General features: G+C 28.0%; 12 protein-coding genes and 1 tRNA gene. 2 read left to right on the forward strand and 11 right to left on the reverse strand.

The genetic code is table 11. The annotated features are described in order from the left end of the window. Positions 1–259: 259 nt before the first annotated feature. A tRNA-Leu gene (locus KGF52_RS02815) sits at positions 260–342 on the forward strand. 231 nt (positions 343–573) lie between these two features. On the opposite strand, the gene KGF52_RS02820 is transcribed toward KGF52_RS02815, so the two are convergent. Continuing rightward, positions 574–1,449 carry a LysR family transcriptional regulator gene (locus tag KGF52_RS02820; RefSeq protein ID WP_227839073.1) on the reverse strand — a complete coding sequence of 292 codons (876 nt, stop codon included), beginning with the start codon at positions 1,447–1,449 and terminating at the stop codon, positions 574–576. Between the two features lie 136 nt (positions 1,450–1,585). Between KGF52_RS02820 and KGF52_RS02825 the strand changes: the two genes are divergently transcribed. Further along, entirely contained in the window at positions 1,586–1,933 is a 348-nt protein-coding gene (locus KGF52_RS02825; RefSeq protein ID WP_227827057.1) for a cupin domain-containing protein, read from the forward strand. 220 nt (positions 1,934–2,153) lie between these two features. Here KGF52_RS02825 and KGF52_RS02830 read toward each other — a convergent pair whose 3' ends face one another. The 10 genes from KGF52_RS02830 to KGF52_RS02875 all read right to left on the reverse strand — a co-directional run bounded on the left by KGF52_RS02830 (position 2,154) and on the right by KGF52_RS02875 (position 12,298). Continuing rightward, positions 2,154–2,597 carry a hypothetical protein gene (locus tag KGF52_RS02830; protein WP_227827056.1) on the reverse strand — a complete coding sequence of 148 codons (444 nt, stop codon included), beginning with the start codon at positions 2,595–2,597 and terminating at the stop codon, positions 2,154–2,156. Positions 2,598–2,599: 2 nt separating this feature from the next. Continuing rightward, positions 2,600–2,797, reverse strand: a complete 198-nt coding sequence (locus KGF52_RS02835) for a helix-turn-helix transcriptional regulator (RefSeq protein WP_227839074.1) — start codon at positions 2,795–2,797, stop codon at positions 2,600–2,602. 150 nt (positions 2,798–2,947) lie between these two features. Further along, positions 2,948–3,820 (reverse strand): AraC family transcriptional regulator, encoded by an 873-nt coding sequence (locus KGF52_RS02840; protein ID WP_227839075.1) that lies wholly within the window; start codon positions 3,818–3,820, stop codon positions 2,948–2,950. A gap of 333 nt (positions 3,821–4,153) precedes the next feature. Beyond that, entirely contained in the window at positions 4,154–5,023 is an 870-nt protein-coding gene (locus tag KGF52_RS02845) for a nitroreductase family protein (protein WP_227839076.1), read from the reverse strand. Positions 5,024–5,528: 505 nt separating this feature from the next. Then, positions 5,529–5,750: a hypothetical protein gene (locus KGF52_RS02850; RefSeq protein WP_227827053.1), complete on the reverse strand. Its 222-nt coding sequence runs from the start codon at positions 5,748–5,750 to the stop codon at positions 5,529–5,531. A 506-nt stretch (positions 5,751–6,256) separates the two neighbouring features. Further along, a complete protein-coding gene (locus tag KGF52_RS02855; RefSeq protein ID WP_227839077.1) occupies positions 6,257–7,237 on the reverse strand; it encodes an SPASM domain-containing protein in 981 nt (326 codons plus the stop codon). A gap of 163 nt (positions 7,238–7,400) precedes the next feature. Further along, positions 7,401–8,273, reverse strand: coding sequence for a metallophosphoesterase (locus KGF52_RS02860; protein ID WP_227839078.1), 873 nt, complete (start codon positions 8,271–8,273; stop codon positions 7,401–7,403). 163 nt (positions 8,274–8,436) lie between these two features. After that, positions 8,437–8,988: a helix-turn-helix domain-containing protein gene (locus KGF52_RS02865; protein WP_227434053.1), complete on the reverse strand. Its 552-nt coding sequence runs from the start codon at positions 8,986–8,988 to the stop codon at positions 8,437–8,439. A gap of 20 nt (positions 8,989–9,008) precedes the next feature. Further along, on the reverse strand, positions 9,009–9,911 hold the full coding sequence (locus KGF52_RS02870; protein ID WP_227827049.1) for a glycyl-radical enzyme activating protein: 903 nt from the start codon (positions 9,909–9,911) through the stop codon (positions 9,009–9,011). A gap of 14 nt (positions 9,912–9,925) precedes the next feature. Then, complete coding sequence (locus tag KGF52_RS02875; RefSeq protein WP_227839079.1) at positions 9,926–12,298, reverse strand: formate C-acetyltransferase/glycerol dehydratase family glycyl radical enzyme; 2,373 nt, start codon at positions 12,296–12,298, stop codon at positions 9,926–9,928. Positions 12,299–12,332 lie beyond the last annotated feature (34 nt).

The raw sequence follows: 12,332 nt of genomic DNA on the forward strand, positions 1-12,332 counted from the left end.
TAATAATAGTATATTAAAATTAAATATGTTGCAAACAATATATTTTTTTGCTATAATAATAAACATGACATGACCGAGTGATGGAATTGGTAGATGCAATTAACTCAAAATCAACTGTGTTGATTCATAAGTTTGCGTAAGAAAATGCTAGTATTTATGATATTTTGACAGTTTAATGAGTGTTTTGTATTCAATATTCCTCTTGCATGTTCTCAGAAAATCTGGTAGGATATACAAGTAGTTCGGATTTAAAATATAAGCCGCTGTGGCGGAACTGGCAGACGCATACGACTCAAAATCGTACGGGAAACCATATGGGTTCGAGTCCCATCAGCGGCACCAATAAATTACAACTCTTTAGTTTAGACTAAAGAGCTTTTTTATTGCCATATTCCCTAAATATTCATTAAAACTTATTCTTTTACTTTCAATATTATGTATGGAAATAAATGATTTTTGATTTGTTTCTAGCTTTTATTCAGTAAACTTCAACTTATCCAAAATATGCAATTATGACTGCTTTAAAGTAGTCTATATTTTCTATTCGTGTAACATAACCAATTTAAAAATACTCTAGTACATCTGTTTAACAATAGAAATAAAATCACAAAGATTCTTAGACATCCACTTATCTTTATGATAAATGAGTTGAGAAACAATATTATAGTTTGTAGAATATGGAATCTTAATTAATTCATGCCTTTTTAATTCCTTCTCTACTGCAAGCTCTGGGAGAAGACACAACCCAAGACCACTAAGCACTGTTTGTTTAATTACCTGAATACTCCCTGTTTCAAGAACTATTTTAGGAACTACAGCTGATTCAGATAATTCTTTTTCAAATAGACTTCGATAACAACAGCCCTCCCCTGTTAAAATAAAAGGAATATCTTGAAAGTCTTGAATATACACATTTTCTTTTAACACTAGTTTACTATCTGGAGCAGATAAAATACATATTGGCTCATCATTTTTCAATACAGAAACAACAGACTTATCAGTAACAGGAGAATCAAGGATAAACGCAACATCAATTGTATTGTCTGCAAGTAATGGAATAAAATCAGATGAATCCAAAGTCTTCAAAAACAAATCAACATCAGGATATTTCTCTTTATATATTTTAATAATTTCAGGTAGTTTAAAAATACAAATAGATTCTGAAGCCCCAATAACAATACGCCCTGAATCAGTGTGGTTTTCATACATATTTTTAATATCAGATGAAAGTAGAATCATTTTTTTTGCATAGGGAATTAACATTTCTCCTTCTCTAGTTAGTGTGACACTTTTTCCTATACGCTCAAAAAGGTGTACATCTAATTCTTTTTCTAGTTGCTGTATATGAGTTGTAATATTTGATTGTGCATAATTAAGATATTCAGCAGTTTTAGTAAAATTTTTGATTTTACTAAGTGTTAAAAAGGTCTTCAGATGTTTTAACTCCATATTTATTACACCTCCAGTATTATCTAAATTTAAGATTGATATAATCTAATCAATCTATTTAACAAATAGTCAAATAAATGTTAGCATATACATATACTAAAAGTCAAATAAAACCAATAATTACAGGAGGCTTATAATGTTAACAAAATCTAATATAATTAAAGAAGTAAATAATATCGAACAACTATACATCTATAAAAAAATAGGAATTATCAATAATAATGTACTAAGTGTTGTTCAAGTGGCAAATAGAAGCTTAGATTTTCATATTCATGAAAAATCAGATGAACTATTTTATGTAATCGAAGGAGAGTTTGAGTTAGAAACTCAAGAAGGATTAACAAAAGTTGAGGAAGGAGAATTTATTATTGTACCCAAAAATACACTACATAGACCTGTAGTTAAAAAACTTACAAAATTTCTAATGGTTGAATTGGATGGAACTCTTAATAAAGAAAACAGTGGCGATTTATATGAAGATTAATCCCTTTAAAAGCATATAGAAATTACTCTGAAATAAAGTACTACAATATTTTTCTTTAAAGCCTATATAATCTTTATCTATAAAAAAGCCACAAAATATAATATATACTTGTGGCTTTTTATAAATTTGTATATATAATTATTAAAGATATCATCTGAAATTATCTTAAAAATCTAAAACTTAAAACGTTAATATTTTTATTGTGATTTTTAATTTTTTATTACAACTTTTTATCCAATTTATTATATACAACTACGCTACAAATAAATTGAAATAAAAGAAGTAACCCAAGCCCAATTAAAACCCATTTACTTATTACCATTACTGAGAATACACTCAATATAGATACTATAAATATAATAATCACTAAAACATAAGACATAATTTGGTTGGTAATACGTCCAGATTTATCACGTAACATAACTCTTCTCTCATCATTCATCTCTATTATTTGATTCTCTACCTTTTTCTCATACTCTTTAGCCCTTTCAGGTTTACTCCAATATATATACTGGAGTATCATACATATTCCAGGACCTAAAGATGCTCCAGCAAGTCCCCATATAAAAGCTTCAAATGAAAATTCTGTCAATGTAGCTAATAAAATAAATAAAACTCCAAAAACAAGATAAACAATACCTATATATAATCTGTTCTTTTTCATTTTTACTCCTCCTCATAAATAAATATTTCTTCAATACTCATATCAAAATATCTTGCTATTTTAAATGCTAAAATAATTGATGGGTTATATCTGCAATTTTCTAATGAACCAATAGTTTGTCTTGAGACTTGTAAGGCAATGGCAAGCTCTTCTTGCTTTATCCCTTTCTTTTTTCTTATTTCTTCTAATCTATTTTTCACATTTATCACCTTAAATCATTTCATTTTATGTAAAGTTTACTTTCCATAATTATACACCTATATACGTTTTATGTAAAGTTTACTTTCCATATTTCACAAAAAATAACAGACTATTTTTAGTCTGCTATTTTAAAATTTCATCTTATTTCTCTAGTTTTGAATTTGTTTCTTAATTGGAATCCAAACTTCTACTGTATAATCAGGAGCATTAATATCACCTTTAGGATAAAGTTCTATATCTGGTAAACTAGCATACTCATACCCAGAACTTGGTAGCCATTCAGTAATAATTCTTTTTTGCAATTCCTGTATAGCAGTAGCATTTGGCATTGGAGAAACACATTCAAATACTGCCCATGTACCTGATGGTATAAAATATTCATAAGTATTTTCTAAAGTATGTCTATCTGTTGGTGCAGCAATATAATAGTCTAAGTCCTTTCCATTCATACATGTACTGACTCCAAGTAATCCATAAGGTTCATGATTTATTAATTTCAAAAGTTTTTCAATCATTCCACTTTGTATAGATTTAGCCCATAACTTGGGAACCTTATCAAAACACTCCTCTACAATCATATTCATATGTTCTTTTACTCCAACAATACGAAATCCCTTTTTTTCCACAATACGATATTGCATTTCTACATTTCCCTTTACATAAATAGTTAAGGTTATCCTAGGATATGCTTTTAAAATAACGCCTTTCGCTCTAGCAGCAGATGGAGAAATATTATGTATGTTTTGAAAAGCCCTATTAAAAGATGTAGGCGAATCATAACCATATTTCTCAGACAGCTCTAAAATTTTGATATTACTATTTTGTAGTTCAAGCGCTGCCTTAGTCATACGTCTACGTCTAATATATTCAGACAAAGGTACTTCTGCAATATATGAGAACATTCTTTGAAAATGGAAGGTGGAACAGCATGCAATTTTTGCTGCTTCTGCATAATCCACTCCACTTTCAAGATTGTCTTCAATGTAAGTAATAGCTTGATTTAATTTATTTATCCATTCCATTTAACATTCCCTCCAAGCAAATTATACAGTTTAATAAAATAATATACCTCTCAATCTATGCACAAAATTGTAAGCTTTAAAATACTATTTCAAAAATAGATACAGATTCAGTTTAAAGTATAACATTTACTCATTTAGCTATCAATTTTATATTGGCTTTATATCAAATCCAATAATTTACATTAATAATCCTCTTTTACATAAAATTTGTCAACTAATAATGCTAAAATTAAATTATACAACAAAAGAGTTCAATGACATTATTCTATATAATGTTATTGATCTCTTTATAGAAATTAATTTAAGTAAAACTAAATTAAATATTAAACTGTTTTATATATTACAATATCCAACTATTTTATATTCTTCCGGTATTTTATAATCTTTATCTGGAGTACCTAAATTCCATTTTAACTCAAACATAGTTGCACTTATTATTGTTGCAAAATAAAGCATAACTATACCAATATCTATTTTTTCTTCATATAGATTAGTATGACCATCTTTTCTAACTGCTAAAACTACAACTCCTCCATCAACTATAAATCTCCATGGCTGTCTGTTTAATGTAGATGGAGCTAATCTTGCATAATGGAATGCATCAAGAAGTGCTCTCTCTTCTAATATATTTGTATTTGCATTATTTCCCCACTCATCCATATAAACTACTTCTTCTACACCTAAACGAGAAGAACTATTGTCTGAAACAACTTGCATATCAGATTTTGAATAATTCTCACCAGTCTTTGTAGCATTTAGTACTTTAGTATTGCTTGCATTTTCTCCATATCCAATAGCAATAATTCCTGTTACCTCTTTGTCTGAGTCAATACCAAGTTTATCTAATACCTTTTTGCTATCCTCAAAAGTAACCCAACAAGAGCCTATTCCAAGGTCTGTTACCTTAAAAATTATATTTTCTCCTATGTATCCTGAATTTTCGATGTAATTATCTTTTACTTCAGATAATATTATAATATAACTTGGAGCATCTATCATATTTCCTTTATATCCTGCTATTTTATCTAAATTGTCAAAAACTTCACTTCTATTCATTACTCTTATATCAACTTCTATCTCTGGAACTAGTTTCTTACAAGATTCTGAGTATTTCTTAATCTCACTAAGATACTCTTCTTTAATATCTGCCTTTTTATATTCTCTAACAGACTTTCTATTTAATATGATTGTTTTATAATTCATAATTTTATCCTCCCCAAACTAGTATATTATTAATTATATACCCATTAATGTAATATTTTACGCATTTGTTTAATAAATAATAATTACAATTTTGTAATTATTATTTATTAATAATATTCCACTTTTACATTCATAATGACCAGTTGTGCAAAATCCATTGCCAACCTTCAAATAAAAACATATTATAAAGATAATATAAAATAAACAAACAAATCTTAACAAAAAATTAAACTTTTTTTACACGAAAGAAGGCTTCCCGTTGCCTTCTTTATTTTTTTGCAAAAAAATAGACTGCTTCTAAAATGATTTTACATTTTTGAAACAGCCAAAGTATTTTATAATGACAACTATATTTGAGGATGTGAGGGAGAGTTGTCATTATAAATTTAGGGTAATTATATTATGTTTTAAGCTAGTTCTTTCTATATTTCTATAATACATTACATATATGAATTTTATATGATATCTGTATAAACGACATATGAAATTATATATTTTAATTATATTAAATCTTATTATTACATTTACTGCAACAATACTCATATGTCTCTACATTGTTTGGAATATTTACAAATACAAATTCTTTACAGTTGTCACAATACTTTAGTATAGATATAGTTCCACAAGTGTAACATTCAAATGTCACACACTCCTCACTCTCTTCTATTACTTCAAATTTTTTACTATGTTCACCACACTCTGGGCACTTGCGATTATTTACATTCATAAATACTCCTCCTTATTAGTATAGTTAAAAACATGTCAAAAACTTAATCAAATGTATTTTATATTACTTATTATATATTCTATAATAAATCATATTCCTAGATAATAAAACAAATTAAATAAAAAAAAACCATAAATTTTAAATTTATGGATTAATTCTTGTAATGATAACTCTATTTGAGGATGTGAGGGAGGGTTATCATTACAATAGGGTATTATATTATGGTTTTTAAGCTAGTCTTTCTATACTCTATATAATACATCTGTTATATGAATTTTATATGATTTTTACATAAATATTTTATGAAGTTTAAAATTTTTGACTAATTTTGTCTCTGTAAAAAGTCCTCTAAAAATCCATAACATCATAAAAAGCCAGCATTTAAGTAAAACATCATAAAAAAATTTGTTCAACAATCTTAACAAGTTATATCACCTCATTAACGATTATTGACACAAAACTAAACAACCAATCTATAAATTATTCCTAAAACTTAATTTTGATAATTATTGATATACAATTTCTAGATTATCAATCTTATTTTGCATCTCTAAGAAAATTTCCTCAACTGAATTGTCAAATATATTGCCTAAATAAACTCTTTTATCTTTTTGAATGGAATAAGATTTTACACTGCCGTCAGAAGAAATGTATACATGGCTCCATTCTGCACCATATTTTGAAAATCTTTCTCTTATATCTTTAAACCTCATATCTTCTATTTTTATTGCTTTTCCTCTAGCTCCTCTTACTACTGTATGCCCTCTTTTTATCAAACTAGTTATTTTTATATCTTCTTTTAATTTAACATGTATATTGTCATTCTCTGAATATACATTCCATATTACTTTATGACGATAATCATCTAATTCTCTTATCAAACTTCTTTCAATAGTAAAACTATCTTTAGTTACTATAATTAAGTCAAAATGGTCTAACATATATTGAAATACTTCTTTCATATCTTTATTTTTTAGAATATCTTCACCAATAACTTCTATAAACCTACATCCTTTTTCATACATACACTTTAATAAGCTTATAACTTCAGAAAAATATTGAACCCTATTGTCATTACCATCTATCTCTATTGTAAAGTATAAAGGTGTAAGATATACTTTATTTCCTGTTATCTCAAAAACACTTGATAATGTTTGTGCCTCATCTTCAAAGGTTAAATACTCATTATCATAAAACATAAAAAATTCCATAACTTTATCTCTCATATCAGGGATATTTCTGTATCTGTTGGATAATATATCTAATACATCTTTAGTAGTATTTTTCCCATCACATTCTGCTAGTACAACAACTTGCTTCCAACTTAAACTATCCACACTCCCTATACTTTTTTCATATCCATTTGCCTCATCATAAATGGGACCAATTATGATATTTTCTTTTGGCCACATATGAACTCTAGTTCCATCTTTTAATTTTGGATATTTGTTTTTTACAGATTCATAAAATCTACTCATATCACCCATGATTTTTGACTACCCCCTATATTTTAAATATTACATGCTAAAAATAGCATTTTATTTGCATCAATCAAATAATTATTAAAAATTTATAATTGTATCTATTTGATATGGTTTTACATCAATTTTATATATATGTCATTGATGTTTATATACACAAAAAACCTTATTAATTAGACCTTAATGTAATTCTTACTACTTCTGGTTTACAATTAAGTCTAATAAGAACTTTTGAGCCTCCTAAGCCTTTATTTAAAACCATAGTGCTACTACCTTTTTCATATTTTCCCCAGTCATACTTAGGAAAAAACTCTCTATTTGGAGATAGTACACCTCCAATAAAAGGTATTCTTATTATACCGCCATGAACATGACCAGCCAGAACTAAATCAGCGCCCCATTTTACATATTTTTCAAAGAAGAACGGCGTATGAGCTAAAAGTATATTATACTCATTTTCGTTTATTTTACCTAACTTATCTTCTACAAAACTGTCACTCAATTCTAACTTTTTGTTATTAGCAAAAAAATATGGATAGCATCCCAATGGTATGATTAAACCATATAGATTAATATAACTATCTCCTTTATATATTCTTACAGATTCATTTTCCATATTTATTATTTTTTTTGAATACAATTCCTTAAAATAATCCTCATATAGATGTTTGTATTTTTTTATTAAAGATTTTTGTTCATGATTTCCAATTATATGGTATACTTCATATTTTTTTACTAAATTATCAATTAAATCTAATGCAATTTGAAAATTTTTATTTTCTCCATCAACTAAATCTCCTGTTATAAATATAACATCTGGATTTAAGGATTCAATTTTATCTATCAATGTTTTGTTATTGTTTTTGTCAAATACCTTATTATGTAAATCACTTACTTGAACTATTTTAAAGCCGTTAAATTCCTTTGGAATTTTTTCATTAAATATGGTATATTCTATTGTTTCTATATGTTGAGTTTCATACTTATACAGAATATATAAGATTGCTAATACTAATACTGTCAATAAAACTTTCATAATCATATATTCTTCCTCTTTATTATATTTTATTAATATTATTATAATGCTTTTATGTTTATTTTAAAACAATAATGTTAGTACATGTATACAAATCTTTTCGACATTACAAAAATAAGTTATCCATTTTGGTAATAAATATTTATTCCCAAAATGGATAACTATAAAATTATCTATAAACTTCTATATTATGAAATACAGTTCTTCCATTATTTAAATTTTTATATAAATGTTCTAGCGTCCCATCAAATCTAATTGAATGTCCAGACTCTAAAATATAAGTTTTTCCATCTACATTAAGCTCAAGTTTACCTTCTATTACAAGTACATACTCTTCCAGAACATGACTATGTGTAGATGAAACATGAGTACAATTTGCTTCAAGCTCAATTATAAAAAGTTCAAACCTTCTTTGAGGGCTAAAAGGATATATGGGATATAACTTCATATTGCCTTGCTGTTCAATAATAGGTTCCACATCCTCTTTTTTTATAACCTCATAAGTGTTTGTATTTTCATTTAACAGTGTTGTAAAATTTATTTTGAATCCAGATGAAATTTTCCATAAGGTAGATACAGTGGGGCTAGATTCACCTCTTTCAATCTGTCCCAGCATTGCTTTACTAACTCCTGTCATCTTTGAAGCTTTATCTAAACTTATGCCCATGTCTTGTCTTAATAACCTTAAATTTTCTCCTACATTAGGAAATTTATTATCCATGTTAAAATCCTCCTGATAGTCTATTTGTATTCTATGATTTTTACGCCTGTAAGTTCTACTATCTCTTTTAATTTTAACATATGGCTATTGCAAATTTCATCAAATTCATACATATAATCTTCAAGCCCTAATGCTTTATATTTATCAAGTCCAAATTTATGATATGGAAGTAATTCCATCTTTCCACCTAAAACATTTTGTTTTACAAATAATGCAGTGTTTCTTATATTTTCTTCACTATCATTCACTCCAGAAATAATTGGTACTCTTATAACCATAGATTTGTTTAATTTTGAAAGTCTACATATATTTTCTAATATTATCTCATTACTTACTCCTGTATATGCTCTGTGAACATTATCATCCATAGATTTTATATCTACAAATATATGGTCTATTTTTTCAAAGACATCTTTCACTTTATTCCACTCAAAATATCCACAAGTTTCAATTGCTATGTTTATACCTTTATTATAAAAAACATCAACTAATTCTCTTAAAAAATCAATTTGAAGTGTGGGTTCTCCTCCAGAAAAAGTTACTCCTCCGTTAGACTCAAAGAAAAATATAAAATCTTTTTCAACTTCCTTTACAATCTCTTCAACACTCATCTCTTCAGTCATTATACAGATAGCATCATTGAGACATGTTTTAACACATCTTCCACACAAATCACACTTATTATTTATTTGACTTCTATCAGATAATGAACTTATATTTTGAGGACAAACATCTATACACCTATTACAAGATATACACTTATCCTTCATAACTCCTAGCTTTACTATATTGCTCCATGAGTCTGGATTAGAACACCACTTACATTTTAATTTACATCCTTCTAAAAATATAGTAGTTCTTATTCCATCACCATCATTTACTGAAAAATGTTGTACCTTTACAACTTTACCTTTTTTACTCATAATCTACCTCATAATTAAAATTTACTATGTGAGTTTCTAGCTATTATAGCATCTTGCATCTCTCTTGATAAATTAACAAATTGAGTACTATACCCAGCAACTCTCACTAATAAATCTTTATATTCTTCTGGATTCTCTTGAGCTTTTAATAAGACATCATTTGATATTGTATTAAATTGTACATGGAATCCACCTAGTGCAAAATACGATTTAACCATAGAAGCTAGGTTTCTAAGTCCTCTTTCTGTTTCAACCAAATCTTGATTAAATCTTAAATTTAGAAGTGTTCCTCCAGTGTGAACATCATGATTTATTTTTGATGCAGATTTCATAGCTGCTAATGGACTTGTTGTATCAGTTCCAACAAATGGAGAAACTCCTTCTGTCAAAGGTTTTGTGGCTTTTCTTCCACATGGAGTTGCACCTACTATTTTTCCAGTTGGAACATAGTTTGATATACCCATAAATGCACTATTAAATTTAGATCCAAAAATATCCTTATATTTTCTAGTTTCACTATAATAAAAATCAGAAACTTCAATAGCCAATGAATCTACATAATCATTGTCATTTCCATATTTAGGGACATCTAAAGCAAACTTTCTTAATTCTTCATAGCCTTCCCAATCATTATTTAATGCCTTTGTTAACTCTTCTAATGTAGTAACCTTATCTTCAAATACTAATTTTTTTATAGCTGCCAATGAGTTTGAAACTACACCTAATCCTATACCTGTTAAGACAGGTCCTATATTGTATTTTGCTCCACCTTTACTCAAATCAATACCTTTATCCAAACAACCATCTACACAAGTAGATAAAAATGGTCTCGGTACTATTTCTTTATGAATTTGTTGAGCAACAGTAGTTCCTATAACAGAATTTTTTATAAGATATGCTAGTTGCTTTAAAAACTCTTCTTTAACTTCTTCAAAAGATGCAAATTCGTTGATATTTTTTACATCTAATCCCATTTTTTCTCCAGTTAATCTACTCTTACCTTCATTCATAGCATATTCCAGTGCTGCTGCAAAATTAATATTTACTGCTGAAGTCCATTGACCTGTCTTTCTAAAGTGAGGAACAACACAACCACAATTGCTCCAATCTCTTGCATCTTCTGCATCATATCCATCTTGAAGTAACATTTGTGCTCCTGCACTATCACTGTGTATAGCAGGAAAACCAGTACCTTGTTTTACCAATTTCGCAACTGCCATAACAAAATCATCTGGTGCTCCCTGACTTATTCTAACACTTAAACCTGGTTGATGAGTTTTTACACTTTCTGTTGCCTTTAAACACATATATGAAATATCATTAGTTCCATCAGTTCCATTTCTCTTTTTGCCACCAACAGTAAGGTTTTGAAATTGGTTGTATCCTGCAAAATAATTTGCTGTATTTGCTGATATTGTCCATACCCACTCTGATAGCTTAATCCATAGCGCCTCTATCAACTCTTGAGCCTCTGATTTAGTTATATTCCCTTCTTTAGTATCTTTTTCATAATATGGATACATATATTGGTCAAATCTACCTAAGTTCAACGCTAATGGATTTTCAGATAAAACACCACCTAATTGCACAAACCATACAAATTGTATCGCTTCATAAAAACTAGTTGGAGGATTTGCTGGTACATTCTCACATACTTCTGATATTTTTATAAGTTCTAACTTTCTTTTTGAATCTTTCTCTGATTCACTCATTTCTTTTGCAAGTTTTGAATATCTATTTGCCAATGTCATGATACCATCTGCAACGATAGAAACAGACTTATAGAAATCTATTTTTTCAATATTTTCTGAAATTGATATGTCTAGTTCTTTTATCTTCTTATCTACTTCTTCCTTGATACCCTTGTATCCTTTTACAAATAATATATCTTGATAATCTGGAGTTACTTCCCCTACTGCCTGTCTCCACTTAGAATCATTATCTATTATTCCTGTATCTACCAATATCTTAGCTGTATCTTCTGGAATTCTTGCTAAAAAAACTTCTTCCAAAGATTTACCCTTCCAATATGGAAATATCTCTTTTCTTATAAATTCTATTTGATCTTTTGATATTACATATGGGTCTTGAGTTCTTTCATCAAAAGTATCCATTTCCTTATCTACCCATTGCCAAGAAAATTCTGGTGTTAATATACCTGTTCTTCTGAATTTACCAGCTGTACCTACAATTAATTCATTCTCAAATATTTTTATAGGAAGTTCTTTGCATGTATCTAAAAAAGCTTTTGCTCTTCTTATACATATGGCTTCTCCCTCAGTCTTTTTATGTGATTCTGTAAAAATTCTAGCCCTTTCACAACATATCATAGGTTTAGAATTAACGTATTCTTGTCTAAATGCTTCTATTCTATCAGTTTGACTCATTTAAAATCCCCCTTTGGATAATATATATTAATTT

Origin of the sequence: Clostridioides sp. ZZV15-6597, assembly GCF_020657815.1 — a bacterium.
Classification (GTDB): Bacteria; Bacillota; Clostridia; order Peptostreptococcales; family Peptostreptococcaceae; genus Clostridioides.

Excerpts from the sequence above, each read along its gene's own strand:
- KGF52_RS02820 (WP_227839073.1), bottom strand. The coding sequence starts at position 1,449 with ATGGAGTTAAAACATCTGAAGACCTTTTTAACACTTAGTAAAATCAAA.
- KGF52_RS02825 (WP_227827057.1), top strand. The coding sequence starts at position 1,586 with ATGTTAACAAAATCTAATATAATTAAAGAAGTAAATAATATCGAACAA.
- KGF52_RS02830 (WP_227827056.1), bottom strand. The coding sequence starts at position 2,597 with ATGAAAAAGAACAGATTATATATAGGTATTGTTTATCTTGTTTTTGGA.
- KGF52_RS02840 (WP_227839075.1), bottom strand. The coding sequence starts at position 3,820 with ATGGAATGGATAAATAAATTAAATCAAGCTATTACTTACATTGAAGAC.
- KGF52_RS02845 (WP_227839076.1), bottom strand. The coding sequence starts at position 5,023 with ATGAATTATAAAACAATCATATTAAATAGAAAGTCTGTTAGAGAATAT.
- KGF52_RS02850 (WP_227827053.1), bottom strand. The coding sequence starts at position 5,750 with ATGAATGTAAATAATCGCAAGTGCCCAGAGTGTGGTGAACATAGTAAA.
- KGF52_RS02855 (WP_227839077.1), bottom strand. The coding sequence starts at position 7,237 with ATGGGTGATATGAGTAGATTTTATGAATCTGTAAAAAACAAATATCCA.
- KGF52_RS02860 (WP_227839078.1), bottom strand. The coding sequence starts at position 8,273 with ATGATTATGAAAGTTTTATTGACAGTATTAGTATTAGCAATCTTATAT.
- KGF52_RS02865 (WP_227434053.1), bottom strand. The coding sequence starts at position 8,988 with ATGGATAATAAATTTCCTAATGTAGGAGAAAATTTAAGGTTATTAAGA.
- KGF52_RS02870 (WP_227827049.1), bottom strand. The coding sequence starts at position 9,911 with ATGAGTAAAAAAGGTAAAGTTGTAAAGGTACAACATTTTTCAGTAAAT.
- KGF52_RS02875 (WP_227839079.1), bottom strand. The coding sequence starts at position 12,298 with ATGAGTCAAACTGATAGAATAGAAGCATTTAGACAAGAATACGTTAAT.